Consider the following 22,452-nt stretch of genomic DNA (forward strand, 5'->3'; position numbering starts at 1 on the left):
AGTTAGTTAATTGCAGTTAGTGAGCCAAAATGAAAAAAGCCGCATCTTGTAGCGATACAAGATGCGGCTTTGGGTTGAAAGGTTTATTTAGCAAAACCTAAGTTGTTTACAGACTAACTTGGCTTTTGCTTGCCAGCTATGATCACTCGCCTGCTGAGATTGGTTGGCTCGCCAATTCAAGTTATGTGATTTACTTAGGCTTACAGCATAGTCTACACGCTCAATAAAGCCTTGGTGGTTGTCTGCTATTAATATGGTCTCTTGGTACGGATTAACCGCAGCAAAGCGTGTTGTCACAATTGGTGTGCCTGTGGCTATGTATTCTTTTAATTTAAGTGGATCACAGGCTCTGATCTGCTCATTATCAACAAATGGCAAGATAGATACCTGCCAATGCTGAGAAAATGAAGCTAAACGACCATGCTCTACAGCTTGTATATGGGTTACATTGTCTAACTTGAGTAGATCAGAGAAGTCTTCGACAAGGTGGCCTATCAATACTAATTGATACTCAGGCCTATCTTTAGCTAGCCTTAACAATAAGGCTTTATCAAGCCAAGCATTCAAGGAACCATAGAAACCAATAATTGGTTTGCTTATTTGCTCAAGTTCAACGGCTTTTGTGGTTTGCGTGGTAAAGAGCTCTAAATCGACACCATGAGAAAGCATTTTAACTTTAGATTTCGGCATTTTGTTGGCAAGAAACTCACTCACAACATAGATGGTGTCAGCTTTTTCGATAAGGTCGCTTTCAAAAGGCGCGACCATTTTATGATCAACACCCGCAAGTGCAGAGAAATCATCTCCACAATAATAAATGACTTTATCCTGCTCTCGAGGTGAAATTAGACTAATTGCAGTAGGCACACTAAGCCAATAAACAATTGGCTCATCATCTATGAAACCTTTTCGATTAAAAATCCATTTATTAAATAGCCTTACTATAAGGTTATCGTGCCAGGGTAAAACAGCTAATGTGTGTGATGTTAAATTAATGTTTTGGCTAGTATTCGTTGTTTTAGCATTTGACCCTGTGCGCTTTGATAAAAAAAGGCTTTTTAATTTATTAAAAACTCGTTTCACATCAATCAAGCGAAATGTTGGTTTTCGCATACCAATCGAGTTAATCCAAATAACCTGATGTTGTTTTGCTAGTTGTTTAAATAGGTGCTGTGTACTACTTGGGTGACTTTGCCAGTCTTCGCCGAATACAATAAATTTCATAGCGTGCCCTCCAGCTTTTTAACAATTTTTGCTGGATTGCCAGCAACAATAGTATTTGCTGGCACATCTTTAGTAACTACAGCGCTTGCAGCAACTATAGCACCCTCGCCTATTGTTACACCTGCAAGCACAGTTGCGCCGGTGCCTATCCAAGCGCCTTTTTTAATTATGATATCGCCAACTTGGCATTCATCATCAGGCTCACCAAGGGCACGTCTTTCAGAGTTTAGAGGGTGACCAGGAAAACCAGCTAAAAATACCCGCCCAGCAAGGCGAACATCATCTTCTAAAACAATTTTTCGACCAACAGAAAACGCATTCTGCCAACCAATATCAACATTACTGCCAATTATAAGTTTGGGTGTGTAATTACCATGACTACGCCCACAAAAAGTACTAATGCCACTAATTCGCGTGTTGTCATTACAGCTAATTTCAAGTTTTCCTAAAATTTGCGGCATGCCAGAATAAAGGTATAAATTTGCTTTTGAGCCCTTGATTTGGCTTTTAAATAGTGGTGTGTAATAAAAAATGCGCCCTAGTTCACTCACTACTGTTTTAACCAATAAATGCAGTTTATATATAACTGAATGAATACCTGGGATAACCCACATTTGTGGATTGCGAATCGATTTCGCAAATTGAAAAAGCGATTTTGCAAATGGGCTGTCACTTGTTTTAAGCCATTGTTTAATATTTTCACTCATGTGTAGTCTCCCTTTGTTTATCGATTACAAGCTTTTCTAAGGCAATAGTTAAAGCAAGAATGATATAAATAGGCCATGTAAATGCCTGAGTTAAAAAGGTTCCTGACACCATAAAGCCAATTAGGCCGCCCTTTAGAGCTTTCGCATTTACATCAATTTGTTTGTCATTAATCTGTTTATTCATTAAGAAAACACGGTTCAAGGTGCGATAAATACAGGCAATCACTAATACAAAAATACATATTCCAACGATGCCTGTTTCACCTAATACCTGAAACCACGTACTGTGTACTGCATGATTCTTGCCATCCCAATGTGGGCTGTAAAAATAGTAATTAACGACAAAGTTATTAACCCCAACCCCAGTTAATGGATTATGTATTGCCATATTGATTGCAGCTTGCCATGCGTAAATACGGCCCATAGCAGATTCATCAACACCACCTTCATGGGAGCCGCCACTTTGTCTATCTGCAATACCTGCAAAAGCAACCATGGCTAACATGCCCACGGCACCAATGCAGCCGACCACTACAGGATTTTTAACTTTCTGGTAAATAAAGAAACTAAGTACAGCAGCAATGCCAAGTAAGCCTCCTCGGCTTTGTGTTGCAATAACACCGCTGATTGCGATAACTAAGCAAATAAATGCAATGATGCGTCTAAATTTATGGGCACTTGAATCAAATACTTCAGCAGCTAAAAAAGACACGGGAAACATCATTACAAGTGATAAATCGTTAGGATCTCCAAGTTGTGAGCGAAGTTCTCGCGAAATAGTGACGCGGGTACCTTCTACTAGGCCAATACCATTCATTTTGTTACTCAGGGCAACTAAAGCAATGGCGGAACCTGAGATCATGATGCCAATTCTAACCACATTAAAATGCTTTAATGTGCTCATCCACCACGAGATTGCAAATACCATAATGAGTACTTTTGTCAGTACACCTGACCAATACTCCATCGCTAAACCGCGATTTGAGGCACTAAAAACGCAAACAGTAAGCCAAATAAACCAAACAAAAAATATCAGATGATTGGTATGCCAATGTGGCTTTAATTTTTGTGAGATAAACAGGTGCCAGGCTATTCCCAATAGCGACGCAAGCGCGAGTAACTTAGGAATTTTAAAAGGCATTAAAAAAGGAAAAGCTTCATGTAATCTAAAATAGCTAAATAAAATAAACAAAATTATAAAAGCCACACTTACCTTTACTGCAGTGAAAGCGGCAAAAGGTAATAGTAGCAATGCAAAAACTGCTATTGGGCCCAAAATGGCATAGGTAACAACCACAAGTAAGGTTACTAAAATGCCATTAATGAATAACTGATTTTGTTTATAGTAATTGAGCATGGTGATGCTCCTTCATTAAGCTTTTTATTACTTGCTTAATTAATGCTCTATATTGATAAGCCAAACCAGCAATATAGATAAAACATACGATCCATTTAGCCAAACTAAGTTCGCTAAACTGTAAAGTGATCTGTGTTATAGATCCTAATGCTAACCAGCTTGGTACTAATGCTGCAAAGTTTAGCTTTAGAGGCTCGAAATGCTGACTAACTGAATAAAGGCAAACTAATTTAAAACTTTGCATAATGATTAGTGCCAAAATAGCGCCTTCAACACCAAGTTTTGGCACTAAAAAGTACAGCAGACTAAGACCTAAAAGTGCTGTAAAGAAGTTTATAATTGATACAAACACACCATTCTTATGCATGTAGCATCCAATATTGAAAATATCGCTGTGATGGCGTATAGCAACAACAATAATTAATAAAATCAGCCAACTATCTTTGCCATGGTATTCAGCAGGAAGTACTGAGTTTAATGCGATTGGTGCCAGTAAACTCATCAAAACACACATAGCTAAGCCTGCATTTAATGAGGTTATTGCATAATTTTGATATTGCGTTTTATCTTGCTTAATTAAGCTAAAGCGTTTGGCGAACCACCAAAGTCTAATCGGCTCAAATGTGAACGAAGTTATTATGGCAAATTGCGCTGCAACGTAATAACTCGCTAAGACACTCTCGTTAAATTCGGCAACGATAAACCAGTTTTCAGCCCCATTACCGGCATAAACAAACAAACCTGATGCGATAATTGAAGTTAAGAATACAGTCTGTGATTTTTTTATTCTCCAGCTAAAACGAGAATAGCTCACTTTAAGTGCACTTCGCATATCACTTAAGGTTAAACACATAATAATGAACGTGCAGACAACACCTGAAACCATTACACCGGTTACATTAAAACCAAGAACTAACAAAGTGATTGTTAAACAAGTTTGTATGACAGCATGCGCAATACTATAAAAACAATACTTTTGCGCGTAACCAAATAACCGGTAGTAGGTGTACGGGATAGCAAGTACCGAGGCAAAAGTTAAATTTAAAATAAGTAACCTAAAATCAATCACCTTTATTTGTGCAGGTAAGGTTGCAATAATTTGCTCGCTAAATATAAAGCTACAGCCTAAAAAAAGCGCACTAAAACAGATTGTTAATACCAGAGAGTCTCTAAATAACGCCATTTTTTCACGAAAAGATGGGTACTGTTGTTTTAGTAGTAGCTCAGGTAAACCAAGAGAAACCACTAAAGAGCATAACGCCGACATGGTCACCAAAAAATTCAGCTCACCAAACTCGCTCTTTTCTAAAAAGCGAGTTGTAATTGGTAAAAGTAAAAAGCCAAACCCTTTTACTGCAAAAATAGCTAAAGCAAAGTAACCAATTTGTTTTAAGTTACTCATAAAACCTCCCTATAAAGATTCAACCCATTTGGAAAGTTGCTGAGCTTGCTTAACTGCGTTGTAATGCTCGTTAACATGTTGCTTAGCATTTTGACCAAGTAGATAACGCTTATGTGGAGATAATTGGTGAAATTTATAAAGCATTTTGCTGAGTCCTGAGATACTACCTGGCATACATTTCATACCAACACTTGGGGTTACTATTTCGTTTGCTCCCATTAAGGTGGTAGTGAGAACAGGAAGGCCACAAGCCATGGCTTCTTTTAAAACTAACGGGCCTGTATCACGGTCGCCATTTTCTGCGACGCAAAAAGGGGCGATAAGCGCAGAATAATAAATTAGGTTTGAGCTAACCCAATCATGAGGTTTTTCGCCTAGAAAACGGATAGATTTACGAATACCAAGCTCTTCAGCCATATACATTAAATCGTTCAGCATTGGCCCGTCCCCTACTATATCTAGGGTTATACCAAACTCTTTTGGAATATGCTTAAGTGCCGGTAGTAGAAATTGCAGCCCTTTCTTCTCGACAAGACGGCCGATGAAAATCAAACTTACAGATTCATTTAGGGACGATGGTACAAACTTAAATTGGCTAGTATCGATACCGCAATGTAACAATTTAACATTGCTCTTAGAAAAGCGTTTAAATTGCATAGCCATTTCTTCACAAACTGCTATTGAAAAATCACAAAGAGCTAATTTGGGTTTTAAGTCTGCGTTGTTTACGTAAACATCATGGCCATGACCAATAGAAGATACTGTAATGTCAGCAAGTTTTGCCGCAACGATACCGTATGCAAGAGGCCCATGCATAAAATGGCAATGTAAATGATCTATCTTTGCAGCTTTTATATAACGTGCAATTTGATAACCATAAGCAAGCAAGGATTGTGTTGAAATTGATTTAAATTGAGCTGCAGTATGCGTTGCCCTTGCTAACTTATAAATATTAAACATAGAAGGTAAAATCAATTTAAACGCAGGTTTAGTGATTTTTTTAACTTCAATGGCACTGGTTAAATTAATCATCACACAGGTTTTTTCAAATGTAAGAACTGTCACCTTATGCCCTGCATTTAGAAGAGCTTTAATTTCCGTTACAACAAATGTTTCTGATGCAATTGGAAAGCTTGGGACCAAAATAGCAATGTGCTTCATAAAAACGCTCCTATAAAAACTGTTATAGGAGTTATGGCAAATTCCATACCCGGCTATTAAACCTTTAAATTCCCGAAATGAGATTAAATTTTGCTGGAGATTTGCAAAATGCAACGCACAAAGAGAAAAGGCTGAGTAATTTAAAAGAAAATACAGATTTAAAGCTGGCGTCTAAATTGCGTAACCTTTACTACGTGAAGAAATGCTTTTGGGGCATATTATGAACAGCCAAGTCAGTATTATCATTCCTAACTACAACTGTTTGCAGTATCTAGATACCTGTATTAACAGCATTTACCAGCAAAAAAATGTAAATTTCGAAATCATTATTGTTGATGATGGCTCTACAGATGGCAGTAAAGAATACCTTGAGCAACTTGCTGCCGACAAAAGTGAGGTACGCATCTTTAGCCAACAAAGAAAAGGTGTTGTCGCTGCTCGTAACCTAGCAATTACACAATCAAAGTCAGAGTATTTAGCTTTTTTAGATGCCGATGATTATTGGTCAACCAATAAGCTTGCAGCTCAGTTAGCATTTCATAAAAAACACCCAGACTGTGTTTTAAGTTTCACTGACTACATGCATTTTAATGAAAACAACGAAGATATAATTGGCTGTTTTGATTATTGGCCCGAATTTAAATGCAATAAAGAAAACAGAGACTTCCAGTTTCTAGATAATCCAATAAGCCAAATGATCACAACCAATATCGTTGGCACTTCGTCAGTCATGGTTAAACGCTCAACCATTGTTGATGTGGGTGGTTTTGATGATAAATTAAGTAGCGCTACAGATTTAGATTGCTGGTTAAAAATAGCTAAAAAAGGTTATGTTGGTTATTCAACGCTTTGTGCAATGCACTATCTAATGCGTGCTAATTCTATAACATCAAATAGAGAAAATAGACTAGCGGCTATGGTTGAAATTATTAATCGTAACCAATCTGTTGTATCAAACAATGAACTTAAAAAAATCAAAGCACGTTTAAGTGAATGTTATGGCGAGTTCTACCGTGAACTTGGTCAGTATTCAAAAGCACTTATGTATTCGAACAAAGCCTTTTGGCTATTTCCTCATAAACGAAACTTTAAACATATGCTCTATGACTTAAAGCACTTATTTGGAGCGCATTCATGAAAAAAAACATTGTAATCATTGATGATGATGAAGCAATTTTGCGCTCGCTAAAACGATTATTAGGTACTAATAACCATGTAATTTGTTTCAGCGACCCTCTATCGGCAATTGAGTATGCGAAACAGAATCCAATTAGTTTAGTCATTTGTGATCTGTTAATGCCTGCAATCAGTGGTTTTGCTGTTTTAGAGGATATTAAATTGCTACAGCCGAACTGCTCTCGCCTTTTGATTACCGGCTATGCAGAGCTAGAAGCTTCTAAAAGTGCGCTTAACAATAATATAGCTAATATGATTACCGCAAAACCTTGGGATAACTTTGAACTAACTATGCTGGTTGATATATTAATTGAAAATAGTCACCTTAAATTTAATCAATGCGTAGAAAATGTGAGTTCATAGTGCAGCAGTTTGTGGTCGCTGCCGTTTACTGAGTTAACACCAACATTAGATAAAGAAATATCTTCACTCACTAAACAATGATCTATTGGTAAACCCAAAATTTTTAAATCACTTAGCTTATTTTTCAAAGACCAAGTTGTATAAAAACCTGCTTGCTTAAAACAACTGCTTTTATTATTAATAAAGTACCGTGACCAAGGTACTGTATTAAAATCACCAGCAACTAACCAACTCCCCTTTAACTTTTTAATTTCTGAAGAAACTTCACTTAAAACTAAGTTTCTCTGACTCCACAAACTTTGGGTTCTAGGTGATGGAGGATGTAAAAACACACTATTTAACATAACGTTATTATGTAAAAAACTAAGCTTTACGTAGCCAAGCTTAGGATTATCAAAGCGTTTAATTTGCCTTTGTACGATTGGAAGTTTTGAGAGAACTATAATGCCAAATGGCGCCCCTTCAACTTCAGCATAACCAAATAAATGATATTTCGTGTTTAGCTCATCAAGCACATGCCGCTGCGTATCATTGAATTCAAACAATACTAAGATATCATTTTGAGCATTTATAAATTGGCTAGTGATGATATTTGCTAAGTTAGGGTTACTATATTGCAAATTTACCTGGGCGACTTTGATATCGGTGTTTTGTGTCGCTTCAGATGATGAGTAAGGTTTAAAATGAAATAGCACTAAGCCAATACTTAGAGCAATTAAACTGAGAGATAGTTTTTTGTTCCACCACAACAAAAAAAATGCAGGTAAAAAACTACATACAATCAGCAACCCTCGTAAAGCGGCGGCCAAATCGAATAGGTAACCATCGAATTGATTAAAGGCTAACACTAATATAGCTATATAACTGAATAAAAATATTAAACGCATCGTTCTCCTCCTCTGATAATTTATAGCTGCATATTTTGTTCCTTGCTGAGATATACTTAAAACAAACATAGTATGATGTGTTCTTACTGTGTATTAAATTAAGTACCCGAAGGTACTTAATTTATTTAAAACTTACTATAAGTCTTATTCGAATCCGTTGATCATTTTGTCGCACACTACCGGAGTTGGTCTGTGGTTATCATCAACAGCAACAAACGTAAAGCTACCTGAAATAGCTAAGTGTTTATCGTCTTTGTGCATTGTTTCTAAGAAGATTTCAACATCTACTTTAAGGCTAGTGTTACCTACGTGTACAACTTTAGAAATAAGCTCTGCAAATGTACCAGCCGGAATGGCTTCTTTAAAATCAACACGGTCAGACGAAATCGTTACAAGTGGCTTACGGCAAAAACGTGTAGCAGCAATAAACGCTACTTCATCCATCCATGCTAACGCGTCACCGCCAAACAAAGTATTGTGGTGGTTAGTACGGCCAGGAAAAACTGTTTTTGTTACCGACGTTGTTGAGTCAGCAATACGCTTTGCAATAATAGCGTCACGATCGATTTGTTGTGTCATAGTCTCTACTTTTTATTAGCTAATGTGTCTTGCATCATTAGCGCAGGGTCAAGGCGTTCATTTTTCCAATTAAAACGCCAGTCTAAATGAGGGCCAGTTACGCGACCGGTCGCACCGATCTCGGCAATTTTATCGCCACGCTTAATTTCGTCCCCTACTTTTACATCTAATTTGCTTAAATGAATATAAGTAGAGGTAACACCATGGCCATGGTCAAGAATCAAAGTACCACCAGAGTAATATAAGTCAGCATCAGCAAAAACAACTGTCCCGCTCACTGGCGCATATACTGGACTACCCGTTTTATTGGCAATGTCTAAACCAAAGTGCGGGCGGCGAGGCTCACCATTAAAGTAACGCTGGCTACCATAAACACCTGAAATACGCCCCGTTGCCGGCTTATAAACAGGATCTAAAAAGTACCGTAGGTCAGAATTGACTTGCCTAGCTTTTCGTACAGCTATCGCTTCACGGCTAATACGCTCAGACACTTCTTTAGGTGGCGAAACATATTTTTTTGCTACACCGGTGATTTTATCAATTTTGTAATCACGCTTAGTGATCACAATTGCTTGTTCGTGGCTTACACCTGCACTATCAACCCAAGAAAGGTTATGATTTGTCTTGGCATCACGACCAAAGCCAAACACAAACTCACCATTTGTCGAAAGCTTAAGTGGCTCACCATTGAAGCTTACACTTTTAGCACCTTCAATTTGGCCTGTTACTAAACCGCCTTGAGTTAAATGTCCTTTTAATTCAACAGCACTTGCAGTTAAAGAAAACAATCCTGCAAATGCTGCTATTAATAGTCCTTTACGCATAACTGATTGACCCCTTGCCAACCCCTTCGTAAGCTGTAATTTTAACTTCTGAATCAGGGTATTGGTTTTTAACTTGTGAACTTAAGTAGTCTGCAATGCACTCAACCGTAGTATCGCAAGGTAAAATGTCGCAGCGTGATTTGTCTATCGCCATTTCAAAATAACCCTGCTGTGATGTATAAGCAAAGCACACATCGTTATCTTGTGCAGTTACATGCTTAAGGTCTGATTTATTGATTTCATCTTCAGCTGTTGCTAGATAAATGTCTTCCCATTTATCTGCCCACTCTTTTTGTAAGCGAGGCATAGCCATACCATCAAGGCTAATACCAATCTGAGAGCGATGACCATGAATAATACGCTGACAATTACCATCGTGCTTTTTAAGACCATGGCTGTAATGATAATAAAAACTTTGGCTATGCTCTGGGTATAAATTAATTTCAATCTTTTCGATATTACTAGGGAGCTCAGGCATAATAGTTTTAATTAAAAACTCGGTTACCGATTTTTCATCAATAACATCAGCATCGATTAGGCAATATGCTTGGTTAGGAGCGCTCATAGCTAAGTGATAATTATCACCAAAATGACAATCTAGCACGCTGTGCTCAGCATGTTGTGTCAGTGAACCGTTTAGAGAAGCTGGCACAGCAAGCTTATGGTCGATACAGTTATCAATAATGCCCTTGATTTGCTTTTTAACTAAGCCAAAATCAAGCACCATCGACTCATCATTTAATTGACCGTGCAGAGTTAAATCCACAATCCAGCTCTCGCCAACTGCGCCGCGTTTATTACACAAGTAAGAAAAATCAATCACTGTCAGTGAGTTTACAAAAAGGATCATAAATTTCCTTTAGACTGGTTAAAGAATCACAGCAATTATAATGATTTTTACTTCACAATGCGCGGTTTTATCTCCCTTTATCAGCGACAGTTTAATTAAATGGTCATAAAACAAGCGAAAAATAGCAAATAATTAACTGCTCCGAGTTGTTTAGCGTACAAGTGTACGCTAAAGTGTGGGGCAATTTCTAAGCGATGAATGAGAGTTATGGAACCTAAAAACAGCTATACAAAAGAAGAATTGGTCCTTTGCGGTCAAGGTGAAATGTTCGGTGAAGGCAACTGTCGTTTACCAAGTGACAACATGTTGATGATGGACCGCATTATCTCTATCACTGCTGATGGTGGTGAGCACGGTAAAGGCCAAATCGTTGCAGAACTAGATATCAACCCTGATCTTTGGTTCTTCGACTGTCACTTTAAAGGTGATCCAGTAATGCCTGGTTGTCTTGGCCTTGATGCTATGTGGCAATTAGTTGGTTTCTTCCTAGGTTGGTCTGGTGGTCCAGGTCTTGGTCGTGCACTTGGTGTAGGTGAAGTTAAATTCACAGGTCAAATCTTACCAACAGCTAAAAAAGTAACTTATCGTTTAGACATGAAGCGTGTTATTAAACGTAAATTATTCATGGGTATGGCTGACGGTACTGTAGAAGTAGATGGCCGCGTAATCTATGAAGCAAAAGATCTTAAAGTAGGTCTTTTCCAAGATACATCTGCGTTTTAATCTTTAATTTAAGATACAAAATAGCAGATACAAAAAAGCCCCTAAATGGGGCTTTTTCGCGTAAATAAGGTGCCTATATTAAGTTTTAAACATGTTTCGGTTTTCAATAGCTTCTCGCCAGCCACCTAACCACTCAGATTTAGGGTCGATTTGTTGATAAGGGCATTGTTCTTTGGAACGGCCTGCCAAGCCTGCTTTATAACCTTGAGAATGAGCTCTTTCTAAACGATCTCTTTTCTGTCTCTTCATAGGTAATATCCTCACCTTTTTATATTTATAGATATGTAGCGAAATTGACATCTACATTTAATGAATAGTTAATAAAACTGTTAAATTCAAATAGCAAAAAGCAATTAAATAAATTGACAATAACTAACGTGCTGATGCTCAAATGAATTAACATTTTAAATGACTAAGTGGTCGTACCTCTTCAACTAAAACCATCTATTAATACACATAAATTCAGCTAAAAACGATACAGCTCTTTTAGCTTCATTATTTGTGACCAAGCCAATTTCGGCAAAGTTCCCAATTAAATTGTAATCATGACAAATTCATGATGATTACAATTTAGTCAATTTAATGCTTGCATATTAAAAACCGATCGGTCTAATATAGTTGCCATGGAAACAAATAACTCTGTGCCAAGCCGTCGTGGCAGGCCACCAAAAATAGCGCGTTCAAATGCAGATACCCGTTCCCTTTTAATTAATACGGGGCTAGCTGTATTAACCGAAAAAGGCTTTAGCGCAACCGGTATTGATTTAATCTTAAAATCAGCTCAGGTACCTAAGGGCTCTTTTTATCATTACTTCAAAAGTAAGAATGATTTTGGCTTAGCACTCATTGATGCTTACGACAGCTATTTTCAGGCAAAGTTAAAACGCCACCTAAACAACGATACAACAACCCCTCTTGAGAGGATTGTGCTGTTTGCCAATGACGCCAAGCAAGGCATGGCAAAGTTTGAATTTAAACGCGGCTGCCTAATAGGTAATTTAAACCAAGAAATCAGTCACCTTGATGAGCCTATGATTGACCGTATTAAACAGGCTTACGCCAACTGGCAAGCTTTAATTGAGCAATGCTTAGTTGATGCTAAGAAGCAAAAGCAAATTCCTCAATCATCAGATTGTAAAATGCTTGCTGAGTTCTTCTGGATTGGCTGGGAAGGCGCAGTGATGCGCTCTAAACTTGATAAATCAAGTGAACCGCTTACCCTTTATACAGCACAATTTTTACGCTTAATTTTATAAAGCCGTTTAAATACGGCTTTATTTTAACCATTAAAAGACGATCGGTCTAAAAGGAGTCACCATGACAACATCAGTAAAATCGGTAGTTATCAACAAAGATGATCAAGGCTACCGTGCCGAATACACAGACTTTCCTGTAGAGAGCATCCACCAGCAAGATGTAAATATTGATGTTGACTACAGTACATTGAATTACAAAGATGCCCTAGCCATTACAGGTAAAGGCCCTGTGGTAAGAACATTTCCTATGATCCCCGGGATAGACCTTGCAGGCACAGTAACAGACTCTAAAAGCGATGAATTTAAAGTAGGTGATAAAGTTCTGTTAAATGGCTTTGGTGTTGGGGAAAAATACCTAGGTGGTTTGAGTTCAAAAGCATCTATGAGTGCTGATTGGATCATCCCCCTCCCTGCTAATTTAACACCAAAACAGGCTATGCAAATTGGTACTGCAGGTTATACGGCAATGCTGAGTATCATCGCTTTAGAAAAACAAGGTATCACACCCCAAAGTGGCGAAATTCTTGTTACCGGTGCTAATGGCGGCGTGGGTAGTTTTGCTATCTATTTATTAAATAAACTAGGTTTTGATGTAGTTGCAACAACAGGACGAATGAACGAAGCAGATCACCTTGAAAAATTAGGCGCAAAACGCGTTTTATCACGCGAAGAATTCTCAGCACCTGGGAAACCACTCGCTAAAGAGCAATTCGCTGGCGCAATTGATTCTGTGGGTAGCCACACCCTTGCAAATGTGTGTGCATCGATTAAATATGGTGGCGTTGTAACAGCGTGTGGTTTAGCACAAGGTATGGACTTTCCAGCAACGGTAGCGCCGTTTATCCTTCGTGGCATTAGCCTAATGGGTATAGATAGTGTAATGCGCCCTAAAGCTGACCGAATTGAAGCATGGCAACGTCTAAGTGAGTTAGTTGAAGCTCAGTACCTCGATGCTATTTCGCAAGAAATTCCACTTTCTGAAGCCGTTGCAAATGCAGAAGCCCTTTTAAAAGGTGAAATTCGCGGCCGTGTAGTAGTTAATTGCAAAGAATAAGCTCGAATATAAACATTCTTAGCAAGTTAGCTATAAAACTAGGGTAAAGGCAATTATACTTACCCTAGTTTTGTAATCTCGGAAAGTCTAATGAGTAATAAAGAAATTTTCAGCAATAACCCACTGCAAGGTGTTGGTATCGAGCAAGTCGTGACAGAGCTTGTCGAACAATATGGCTGGGAATTACTCCACGCCTATATGCGTTTGAACTGCTTTAAGAATAACCCAGATGTAAAATCTGCGGTTAAGTTTTTACGTAAAACCCAATGGGCACAAGAAAAAGTAGAAAACTTTTATTTGTATCGTCTTAAAAACTTACCACGCCCAGACGATGTAAACTATGAATTACCGCCGCGCGATCGTGTGATCCCTGCTGATCAAAAACCTGGTGAACCTTGTGAGTTAAGTTTTACCGACGCTAAACGTATTCACGCTAAAAAAGAAGCCAAACAAAAAGCCCGCACCCGTAAGCAACGTTCAAGTGCGAGTAATCCTTGGGGTAATTAAGCTTAAAGTTTTGAGCTATAAGCTTTTAGCTGTAAGTCGAAATAAGCCGCCTTTAAGGGCGGTTTTTTATTTGAGTTAGCAAGTTAGCAAGTTAGCAAGTTAGCAAGTTAGCAAGTTAGCAAGTTAGCAAGTTAGCAAGTTAAGATTTGAAGGTCTATTTAAAGACGTCAATATTATTTTTATTAATTTAAGGGTAACGTGGTTATGTTAGACTGAATTAATCATCATTAATGTCATTAAAAAAGGATGTGTATGTCTAACTACAACGAATCACCTGAACAAATCGCAAACGCAACGCAAGATTTCGTGATGCAACAAACTATGTTGCGTATTAAAGATCCAAAGCCTTCTTTAGATTTCTATCAAAATGTTTTAGGTATGAAGTTACTTGGTAAATATGACTTCCCTAAAATGGAGTTTACGCTGTACTTTTTAGGTTATGAGCAAGACATGCCAACAGGCAGCGATAAAGAAAAAGCACAGTGGGTATTTCGCCGCCCTGCTCTTATCGAGCTTACGCATAACTGGGGCACAGAAAACGACGACAGCTTTGCTGGTTACCATAGTGGTAATGATGAACCAAAAGGCTTTGGTCATATCGGTATTACCGTGCCAGACGTATACGCAGCATGCGAGCGTTTTGCAAAATACGATGTGGAGTTTGTCAAAAAACCAGACGATGGCTCAATGAAAGGCTTAGCTTTTATTAAAGACCCTGATGGTTATTGGATAGAGATACTCTCCGCAGAGGGAATCACTGAGATTATTGAAGAGCACAAGTAAGATTGCCCCGTTAATAACCTGCTAATTAGCAGGTTATTTTAATTTACACTGTTGATATGTAGTAGTCAGTGTTTGTATGTTTTGCATTAGTAAGTGAAAGTCAGGCTCTATAAAAAGCTTTTTATTTGGAATAAATAAATAACACTGTAATTTTTTAGCGAGTTGGCAAATTGAAAAGCAAAAATTACTTATGTCTTTCCTTAAGTCAACTCTAATTACAATTTCATCAATCGATTCATCATTAACAGAAATAGTAATTTCATTTGATGAACTATTACCCCACATTTTAAAATCGGAAATATTACTTTCAGTTCTTACTAAAACATTATCCAACAGCTTGTCTATTTGCACATTTGGTTGTTGGTGTTTCCACACGCAGGCAGTATCGAAATAACCATCGGCATTGTAGAGTGCCTCAACTGAATAATTTTTATCTTCTACCCATTGTGCAGGTATTAGAACTATTGTTCTTTGCCAAATAGCCATCGTTTTTTAAATACACTTATAATTAAAGAAAGTGCCAAGAAACATCATAACAAGGGCCATTTAAATCATATTGCAGTTCTTGATCATTCCGGGTAAAGGTCGCTGTAGCTTTAAATTTAAAGTTTGAAGTATCTTTTCTGTTAATTGCCAAAGCTTGCTCTATTTCATCCCATCTTTGAGATATACCACCATGCCCAGGATGACTATCGGCTTTTAATTCACCTGACTGATATTTTTTATGCCATTTAACAAAAATTTGCCATTGCTCTATCTCTAACTTAAGTTCAGATTCTGATATTAAATAAAGCGAAAACTCATCAGTAAAACCAATGTCATCATTGAAGTCTGAAACAAACCTGTAATGTCTCCCCTCAATAGATGTGATACCCCCTCTTGGCCCATCATAATATAAATTTTCGACAAGGACTTTACACATTAGCATTCACTAAAAGCCTTTAGATAAATTGAAAGGATGAATAAACAATACCTATGATAGTCAGTACAAAAGAGCTAAATGCAGATCATGTTGCAATTGATGGTTATTGCTCTTTAATCATGTGTATTTACATCTATAGGAGTTATATTTTCGAACGTGTAGAATGAACATACCTAAGTTCTACATTTTTTATAGTAAAAGCGAAGCAATAAAATCAAAGTTTTTACTTTTCTTTGGATTAATTAATAACACTCAAATGCTAAATAAATCCTAAGCCATAACTAATCGCAAAACTTGAATTGATAAATACCATCGGCACTTATTTCGACCTTAAGCCCAATTTTTTTTTCGAGAAATCTAATATGCTCATCAACAGCCCCCCTGCAGGTTTCAAGCTGTTCTCTTCTCGCTCCAACTAATAATAGAGCCTCAATTTGAGCTGCACCACTACCAGACTTTCTGCCTAGCCAGTTTTTACCACTATAATGACCGCCAATTTTTTCAGCTAAAAACTGTAATTCTATTTCCCTTAAACTTTTCATGTCATTTCCTTATCTAATTTATTATCAATTGAAATATAGCTGAAAAAATACAATTATTAAATTAAACCCTTTTGGGATCTCGCGGATAAAACTCATCGGGCTGTTTAGTGCATAAATCAAATTCACGGGTATTTTTGTAAGGTAGCTTCATAAAGCCTGCCACACCTACATCTGTTATACTAACCGCGTATTGCATAAGCTTACTCAATAAACGTTTAAATTCAGGCTCTTTACTGGCATCAAGCAAACGATAGTAATGATGTATTTTCATCCTATCAGGTAAGGCTTCAAAAATGATACAGCCAGTATGATGTATTTGGTTTAGCTCAAATACGCACTTTATAACCTTTTTAGGGAGCTGTAATTGCTCATCCGGGTCTTTACCATCTTCAAAGTAAGAATGCGGTCTGGTTACATCTGAGGCTTGGATATCCATTACTTCATAATCAAGCTCAGGTAAATTTTCAAATTTAAACGCCCCTGTGCCATCTCGTTCTAGCTGAATGGTTTTACGCGCATCAAACAAGCAACATTTAAAGAGACCTTTTTGTTCAATTCCCTGCGCTAACATCACCGTGTTGTTAATCGCATCGGTAAACGCAGTACCCAGAGTTTCATCATGCAAAATAAGGGAAGACTCAACAAACAGTGAGTTTTCTTTCCAATGAAAACTCAAGCCCCCTACTACTGGGTATTTTGCTAATCGGCTAATAGAGGCCAAGAATGCTTTTTCGGTGTCGCCGGTATCAAATAAAAACTCTTTGTAGTACCTGTCGAGCTGGGCATCGTTTACATCAAGTAATTGTTGATTATGGTCAGCTTGTCTTAAAAATTGCTTACGTGAGCTGTATACCACCGTATCTGGGTGTTCATCAAACTCACTAAACCAATAAGGAATATACGGGCGAATGACCTTACGGGGCAGCTCAGGAAGGTAAGCTTTAGCCATTGTAGGCATGTTTCGCATAAAATAATCACCGGCCCCATCGCGAGTGGCCTTATTTTTTGAAAGCATACCGTCAATAACCCTGGCAAGTTCCATAGGTAAATTTAGGCTAGTAGCCGGAATAACCGCCGCACCAAACCTGCAAGATTGTGCAGAGGCCAGTGCATAAAGAGTTGAGGCAACACCTTGCTCATCAAAACGTGGGGATGACTGCCCGCCTGACATTTGCTCATCACCAATAAAATACACATCACCCATACGTGCATTAGTGGTGCTGATATCAGCAGACATAAGATCCATAAAATTGCAGGCAACCGGATTTCCTTCAGCGTCTATTTGTGCATAAACAGAGCTGCCCCAGTCTACCAACGACAACTTATTGGTTTGTTCATCATAAACGATGTTAGAGGGCTTGATATCGCCATGCACAATTGGCTGTGGGCTTAAGCCATTTTTATGTTCACGTAAATCTACAAGTACATTACGTAGCCTAAGAGCCAGTGCCATTACTTTTGCTGCACTAAAACGCCCTTGTTTGATGGAGATTTTTTCTAAGTCTTCACCTAGAGCGCGCTCCATCATTAAAATGCCTTGCTTTTTAATGCGCTCAAAGGCATAAAATTTTGGCACCAGCGGATTATTAACTTGCGAGAGCATGTAAGCTTCGTCTTCTAGACGATCACGTACACTTTGTGCAAGGGTTATACGTGAAAACTTAAATACCCAAGGTAAGTCTTCATCATCAACACCGGCAAAAACAAATCCAAACGCACCAGAGCCAATTAATTCAACATCACGGTAACCAAGCAAAGTAAGTTGTTTAATACAAATGTTAAGCCATTGGCGGTGCTTTTTAGCATCATGGTGAGACAGTAAATAAACAGACTGTTCTTCATTGATATAAAAATTGCGGATTTGTTTGGGATTCACTGCATCTCTCAAAGTTAAGCGGCTTTTAACCGCTTAATTATTGAATGCTAAACAGTTAATTACAAGGCTTTTGCTCTTCGATGATCCAGCCCTGATCTTTCATAAGCAGCTCTGATACTGCAAAGGTTAAGCAAAAAAAGATAACCAACTCTAATAAGGTAAGAATGTCAGCGGCAAAACACCAGCCTAAAACCCCTGCAAATAAAAATGGGATTGTTTTTAAATACCAAGCAATTTGTCGGGTTTTACCATATGTGAGTTGATAACTGTGAACTAGCTCACCCTCACACTCTAATGTGATGGTAGAAGAAAGCTTCCTGAATAAAGTCACTGAAATTGTTAATTGGCAGGCTTTACCATCAATATTAAACTCATGAACAGATTTCGTTTTAAAGTTACGTGATTCAGCTATTAATTCACCGTCTACTTTCAGAACTTCTTTACCTGAGTAAGCAGAACCCCAGTATTCAATTAAATGTTCACCCAGCTTGAAGTTGGCTTTAATTCCCTTGCTCATTGATACTGTAATGCCATCCGTGTTCATAACAAATCTCCTTATCATTATGAATTTAAAATACTTTAAAAATAAAAAAACGGCAAGCTAGGCTTACCGTTTTGGTACTTTCAATGGGTAAAGGGTTACCATTTCAAACTAAAGGCGGATACCGCCATCAATTTCAACAACACGACCCGTAAAGAAGTCATTCTCTACAATGTATTGTGCTGTTTGGGCAATTTCTTCTGCTTCACCAAAACGACCCACTGGTGTTACCGCCATCATGCGTTGTTTTGCTTCTGGTTTCATTGCATCTGTCATTGCTGTGCGAATAACACCCGGTGCGATTGCACCAACACGGATACCAAAGCGACCTAATTCTTTCGCCCAACCTGTTGTCATAGCAACAACACCTGCTTTAGACGCAGCATAGTTTGTTTGGCCAATGTTACCAGCACGTGCAACACTCGACATATTAACGATAACGCCGCCTTTGCCAGACTCAATCATGTGGCTCGCAGCTTCACGACCTGCTAAGAATACCCCGGTCAGGTTCACATCAATCACAGATTGAAATTGAGCCAACGACATTTTATCGACCACTTTGCCTTCTTTTGCTTTGATAAACATACCATCGCGTAAGATACCTGCGTTATTAATTAACACGCCGATATGGCCAAAGTCTTTGTTGATAGTGTTAAACGTTGCTACCACGGCATCTTCATCTGTAACATTAGCAGCATAAGCCATGACTTTTGTGCCATATTTAGCAAGCGCTGAGACTGCAGTATCAAGTACGTCTTGTTGCATATCGATAAGAGCGATGTTCGCGCCAAGCGATGCAAATTTCTCGGCCATCGCAAAGCCTAAACCTTGCGCGCCACCGGTAATTACGATGTTGTTGTTTTTAATTTCCACAACAATCTCCTACTTCGAGAATAATTTAAAAATAGCGCTAAAATCATCACTACCCGCACCTTGATGCTGAAGCATAGTGTATAGATTCTTCGCCATTGACCCCATTGGGGTAGATGAATTACTTTGCTGAGCCGCTTCCATAGCAAGACCTAAGTCTTTCGCCATTAAATCAACCATAAAGCCAGGTTTATAATCATTACTTGCTGGTGCTGTTTCCATTACACCAGGGCATGGATTGTAAAGCTCAAGCGTCCAGTTACGGCCAGAGCTTGCAGTCATGATGTCACTTAACACTTTTGGATCGAGCCCGTTGTTAATGCCCATTTGTAGTGCTTCGCTAGTACCAGCCATTAAAATGCTTAGCAGCATGTTGTTACAGATTTTTGCGACTTGGCCTGCGCCTATATCACCAGCATGGAAGATGTTTTTACCCATATCTACTAGAGCAAGCTTGGCTTTTTCAAAGTGGCTTTGCTCACCACCGACGATAAAGGTTAAAGTGCCCGCTGTTGCACCTGCAACACCACCTGATACCGGCGCATCAACAAAATCAATGCCTTTTTGAGAAAGTTCACTACCCACTTGACGCGCTGATTCTGCATCAATGGTTGAGCAGTCAATCACTAAAGTTTTGCTATCAAGTAAGTTGATAAGACCTGTTTCGCCTAAGTAAAGCGATTTAACGTGTTTGCTTGCTGGTAGCATACTGATAAAAATATCAGCGCCAATGGCACACTCTGCTGCATCGTTTGCAGCAATTGCACCTTTATCGGCAAGCTCACTGACCGCTGCTTTATTTAAGTCAAACACGCGAACTGTATGACCTGCATTTACAAGGTTTGCCGCCATTGGGCCACCCATGTTGCCTAAACCAATAAATCCTATTGTTAATTTAGCCATTTGTTTACCCCTTGGACTTAAGATGACGTTAATGTGTTAAGTGGGTGTGATTGCTCATCCCAGCGTGCTGTAAAGAAGCTATCTACAACTGCTTCGTCGATATCGCTAAGCGATTTAAACTGCCAGTTAGGTGCACCGTCTTTGTCGATTAATAGCGCACGAACGCCTTCTTGGAACTCGCCTAATTCGCCACAACGAACTGACATGCCTAACTCCATTTTGAAGCAATCTGCTAACGTCATCTCTTTTGAATTAGCTAATTGACGTTCTACCAGCGCACAACTAAGCGGACAACCATGCGCTAATGACTTTTGCGCACGAGTAAGCCATTTATCTTCTGTTTCTAAAGCTTGAATGTAGTCAATTTTCCCCTGCAATGAGTCAAATTCAGCCAGCTTTTGAATAACCGCTAAGTTATCTTTTACATTGCCTTTAGGAACACGGCCTGAAATATTATCAATCGAGATTAAAATTTTAGTTAGCTTTTCGTGATTTAATGAGGCTGTTTTGCCCCACTTTTCAGCGGTGATAGCAGTTAAAATAGCGTCATATTTATCTGCTGTTGCATAGTGATCAGCAAGATTAACAAACAAGGCATCTTCAGCATTGATAGACGCAGCAGTTAACCCTAAGAATAGACCCACTTGCTCAGGCATTTTATGTAAGAAGTAACTGCCGCCCACATCTGGGTATAAACCAATGGTTAGCTCAGGCATTGCGATACGTGATGTTTCTGTTACCACTCGGTGACTTGCCCCAGCCATTAAGCCAAGGCCGCCACCCATAACAATGCCATTACCCCAAAGTAATATTGGCTTTTCATAGCAGTGAATTAGGTAGTCTAATTTGTACTCAAGGGTAAAAAAGTCTTCAATGTAGTTAGCAGGCTCACCTGTGCTCATTGCTTTATGCAGGCTTACTACATCGCCACCGGCACAAAATGCTTTTTCGCCAGCCCCTTTTAGAACGACCATGGCAACGGCGTCATCGTCAGCCCATTTTCTAAGCTGCGGCTCAAGCAATTGGATCATGTCGTAATTTAAAGCGTTTAAAGACTTCGGCGCATTGAGTGTCGCAATTGCAATGAGGCCGCTCTCGGCCTCTGCAGTTTCAAACACCACAGGCGCATCTTGATGATTTAGTAGTGTTACATTATTCATTAGCCATTTACCCAATTTGCTTTACGCTTTTCTAAGAATGCATTCACGCCTTCTTTTTGGTCTTGCGTATCAAACAACTGCACAAATAACTCACGCTCTAGTGGTAATGCATGAGCCATAGGTTGTGTACGACCTTTTTGAATAAGCTCTTTACATGCAGTCACAGCAACCGGGCTTTGCTCACCCACTTGGTTAGCCAGTTTCATTGCCGCAGCTAAGCTTTCGCCAGCGCCAACCACTTCTTCAACAAGGCCAATTTCGCGTGCTTTGTCTGCTTTTAGGCGCTCGCCACATAAGATCATGCGTTTTGCCCAGCCCTCACCAACAAGCCATGCAAGGTTTTGCGTACCGCCAGCACAAGGTAATAAGCCAACTTTCGCTTCAGGGAGCGCCATTTGAGCTTGCTGTTCAGCAATACGAATATCACAAGCAAGGGCCACTTCAAGACCGCCACCCATGGCATAACCATTAATTGCCGCGATTGATACACCACGGAAATTTGTTAGTGCCTCAAATGCATCGCCAAACACTTTTGACATAGTAGCAGCAACGCCTTTATCACCACTGGCAAATACGTTCAGATCGGCACCTGCGCTAAAGAACTTTTCACCTTGACCTGTGATCACTAATGCATAGACATTTTTGTTAGCATTTAGCTCGGTCACAGTGTCTTTTAATGCAGTTAATGTATCTTGTGTCCAGGTATTCGCTGGCGGGTTATTCATGGTTAAAACCGCTACGTTACCTTCAATATTTAAATCAATCGATGGATTAGACATAGGTTG

Annotated in this window: 26 protein-coding genes; 7 read left to right on the forward strand and 19 right to left on the reverse strand. The window is 38.9% G+C overall.

Annotation, left to right across the window (positions count from 1 at the left end; all coding sequences use genetic code 11):
- Positions 1-87: 87 nt before the first annotated feature.
- Genes AUR67_RS09095 through AUR67_RS09115 form a run of 5 tightly spaced genes read right to left on the reverse strand, consistent with a single transcriptional unit; the run spans position 88 to position 5,851 of the window.
- Entirely contained in the window at positions 88-1,224 is a 1,137-nt protein-coding gene (locus tag AUR67_RS09095; protein WP_058585030.1) for a glycosyltransferase, read from the reverse strand.
- Positions 1,221-1,931, reverse strand: a complete 711-nt coding sequence (locus tag AUR67_RS09100) for an acyltransferase (protein WP_058585031.1) — start codon at positions 1,929-1,931, stop codon at positions 1,221-1,223. Before AUR67_RS09100 ends, AUR67_RS09095 begins: the two co-directional genes overlap by 4 nt.
- Complete coding sequence (locus AUR67_RS09105; RefSeq protein WP_058585032.1) at positions 1,924-3,288, reverse strand: O-antigen ligase family protein; 1,365 nt, start codon at positions 3,286-3,288, stop codon at positions 1,924-1,926. The genes AUR67_RS09100 and AUR67_RS09105 overlap by 8 nt, the downstream gene beginning before the upstream one ends.
- On the reverse strand, positions 3,272-4,690 hold the full coding sequence (locus AUR67_RS09110; RefSeq protein ID WP_058585033.1) for a lipopolysaccharide biosynthesis protein: 1,419 nt from the start codon (positions 4,688-4,690) through the stop codon (positions 3,272-3,274). Before AUR67_RS09110 ends, AUR67_RS09105 begins: the two co-directional genes overlap by 17 nt.
- A 9-nt stretch (positions 4,691-4,699) precedes the next feature.
- Positions 4,700-5,851, reverse strand: a complete 1,152-nt coding sequence (locus AUR67_RS09115; RefSeq protein ID WP_058585034.1) for a glycosyltransferase — start codon at positions 5,849-5,851, stop codon at positions 4,700-4,702.
- 220 nt (positions 5,852-6,071) lie between these two features.
- Here AUR67_RS09115 and AUR67_RS09120 point away from each other — a divergent pair, with 220 nt between their 5' ends.
- Together AUR67_RS09120 and AUR67_RS09125 are read left to right on the forward strand one after the other, a co-directional pair.
- Complete coding sequence (locus tag AUR67_RS09120) at positions 6,072-6,989, forward strand: glycosyltransferase family 2 protein (RefSeq protein WP_058585035.1); 918 nt, start codon at positions 6,072-6,074, stop codon at positions 6,987-6,989.
- On the forward strand, positions 6,986-7,390 hold the full coding sequence (locus AUR67_RS09125; RefSeq protein WP_058585036.1) for a response regulator: 405 nt from the start codon (positions 6,986-6,988) through the stop codon (positions 7,388-7,390). The genes AUR67_RS09120 and AUR67_RS09125 overlap by 4 nt, the downstream gene beginning before the upstream one ends.
- Here AUR67_RS09125 and AUR67_RS09130 read toward each other — a convergent pair.
- The 4 genes from AUR67_RS09130 to AUR67_RS09145 form a co-directional block, all read right to left on the reverse strand.
- A complete protein-coding gene (locus tag AUR67_RS09130) occupies positions 7,363-8,277 on the reverse strand; it encodes an endonuclease/exonuclease/phosphatase family protein (protein ID WP_058585037.1) in 915 nt (304 codons plus the stop codon). The genes AUR67_RS09125 and AUR67_RS09130 overlap by 28 nt on opposite strands.
- A gap of 144 nt (positions 8,278-8,421) precedes the next feature.
- Positions 8,422-8,856: an acyl-CoA thioesterase gene (locus AUR67_RS09135; protein ID WP_054561502.1), complete on the reverse strand. Its 435-nt coding sequence runs from the start codon at positions 8,854-8,856 to the stop codon at positions 8,422-8,424.
- 5 nt (positions 8,857-8,861) lie between these two features.
- Positions 8,862-9,680 (reverse strand): M23 family metallopeptidase, encoded by an 819-nt coding sequence (locus tag AUR67_RS09140; protein WP_058585038.1) that lies wholly within the window; start codon positions 9,678-9,680, stop codon positions 8,862-8,864.
- Complete coding sequence (locus AUR67_RS09145; RefSeq protein ID WP_058585039.1) at positions 9,673-10,530, reverse strand: 6-carboxytetrahydropterin synthase; 858 nt, start codon at positions 10,528-10,530, stop codon at positions 9,673-9,675. The genes AUR67_RS09140 and AUR67_RS09145 overlap by 8 nt, the downstream gene beginning before the upstream one ends.
- A 207-nt stretch (positions 10,531-10,737) precedes the next feature.
- Between AUR67_RS09145 and fabA the strand changes: the two genes are divergently transcribed.
- The gene (fabA, locus tag AUR67_RS09150; protein WP_054553819.1) at positions 10,738-11,253 is read left to right on the forward strand and encodes a bifunctional 3-hydroxydecanoyl-ACP dehydratase/trans-2-decenoyl-ACP isomerase; all 516 of its coding nucleotides are present in this window, start codon (positions 10,738-10,740) and stop codon (positions 11,251-11,253) included.
- A gap of 78 nt (positions 11,254-11,331) precedes the next feature.
- On the opposite strand, the gene rmf is transcribed toward fabA, so the two are convergent.
- Positions 11,332-11,502 (reverse strand): ribosome modulation factor, encoded by a 171-nt coding sequence (gene rmf, locus AUR67_RS09155; protein WP_036968408.1) that lies wholly within the window; start codon positions 11,500-11,502, stop codon positions 11,332-11,334.
- 374 nt (positions 11,503-11,876) lie between these two features.
- Between rmf and AUR67_RS09160 the strand changes: the two genes are divergently transcribed.
- The 4 genes from AUR67_RS09160 to gloA all read left to right on the forward strand — a co-directional run bounded on the left by AUR67_RS09160 (position 11,877) and on the right by gloA (position 14,853).
- On the forward strand, positions 11,877-12,509 hold the full coding sequence (locus AUR67_RS09160) for a TetR/AcrR family transcriptional regulator (protein WP_058585040.1): 633 nt from the start codon (positions 11,877-11,879) through the stop codon (positions 12,507-12,509).
- Between the two features lie 61 nt (positions 12,510-12,570).
- The gene (locus AUR67_RS09165; RefSeq protein WP_058585041.1) at positions 12,571-13,563 is read left to right on the forward strand and encodes an MDR family oxidoreductase; all 993 of its coding nucleotides are present in this window, start codon (positions 12,571-12,573) and stop codon (positions 13,561-13,563) included.
- A 90-nt stretch (positions 13,564-13,653) separates the two neighbouring features.
- Positions 13,654-14,070 (forward strand): VF530 family DNA-binding protein, encoded by a 417-nt coding sequence (locus tag AUR67_RS09170; protein ID WP_055021352.1) that lies wholly within the window; start codon positions 13,654-13,656, stop codon positions 14,068-14,070.
- 252 nt (positions 14,071-14,322) lie between these two features.
- Positions 14,323-14,853, forward strand: coding sequence for a lactoylglutathione lyase (gene gloA / locus AUR67_RS09175; RefSeq protein ID WP_058585042.1), 531 nt, complete (start codon positions 14,323-14,325; stop codon positions 14,851-14,853).
- A 33-nt stretch (positions 14,854-14,886) separates the two neighbouring features.
- On the opposite strand, the gene AUR67_RS09180 is transcribed toward gloA, so the two are convergent.
- From AUR67_RS09180 to AUR67_RS09220, 9 genes are all read right to left on the reverse strand, one after another.
- Positions 14,887-15,339 carry a hypothetical protein gene (locus AUR67_RS09180; protein ID WP_058585043.1) on the reverse strand — a complete coding sequence of 151 codons (453 nt, stop codon included), beginning with the start codon at positions 15,337-15,339 and terminating at the stop codon, positions 14,887-14,889.
- Positions 15,340-15,361: 22 nt separating this feature from the next.
- Entirely contained in the window at positions 15,362-15,775 is a 414-nt protein-coding gene (locus AUR67_RS09185; RefSeq protein WP_152996511.1) for a hypothetical protein, read from the reverse strand.
- Positions 15,776-16,056: 281 nt separating this feature from the next.
- Complete coding sequence (locus AUR67_RS09190) at positions 16,057-16,317, reverse strand: hypothetical protein (protein ID WP_058585045.1); 261 nt, start codon at positions 16,315-16,317, stop codon at positions 16,057-16,059.
- 61 nt (positions 16,318-16,378) lie between these two features.
- A complete protein-coding gene (locus tag AUR67_RS09195; RefSeq protein ID WP_058585129.1) occupies positions 16,379-18,193 on the reverse strand; it encodes a protein kinase domain-containing protein in 1,815 nt (604 codons plus the stop codon).
- 55 nt (positions 18,194-18,248) lie between these two features.
- Positions 18,249-18,737, reverse strand: coding sequence for a hypothetical protein (locus AUR67_RS09200; RefSeq protein ID WP_058585046.1), 489 nt, complete (start codon positions 18,735-18,737; stop codon positions 18,249-18,251).
- Positions 18,738-18,845: 108 nt separating this feature from the next.
- Complete coding sequence (locus AUR67_RS09205; RefSeq protein ID WP_058585047.1) at positions 18,846-19,607, reverse strand: SDR family oxidoreductase; 762 nt, start codon at positions 19,605-19,607, stop codon at positions 18,846-18,848.
- 9 nt (positions 19,608-19,616) lie between these two features.
- Positions 19,617-20,507: a 3-hydroxyisobutyrate dehydrogenase gene (gene mmsB / locus AUR67_RS09210; RefSeq protein ID WP_058585048.1), complete on the reverse strand. Its 891-nt coding sequence runs from the start codon at positions 20,505-20,507 to the stop codon at positions 19,617-19,619.
- Between the two features lie 17 nt (positions 20,508-20,524).
- Positions 20,525-21,667 carry an enoyl-CoA hydratase/isomerase family protein gene (locus AUR67_RS09215; RefSeq protein ID WP_058585049.1) on the reverse strand — a complete coding sequence of 381 codons (1,143 nt, stop codon included), beginning with the start codon at positions 21,665-21,667 and terminating at the stop codon, positions 20,525-20,527.
- Positions 21,667-22,446, reverse strand: a complete 780-nt coding sequence (locus AUR67_RS09220; RefSeq protein ID WP_058585050.1) for an enoyl-CoA hydratase — start codon at positions 22,444-22,446, stop codon at positions 21,667-21,669. The genes AUR67_RS09215 and AUR67_RS09220 overlap by 1 nt, the downstream gene beginning before the upstream one ends.
- Positions 22,447-22,452: the final 6 nt, after the last annotated feature.

Source organism: Pseudoalteromonas sp. XI10, from assembly GCF_001469895.1.
In the GTDB taxonomy this organism is placed as follows: Bacteria; Pseudomonadota; Gammaproteobacteria; order Enterobacterales; family Alteromonadaceae; genus Pseudoalteromonas.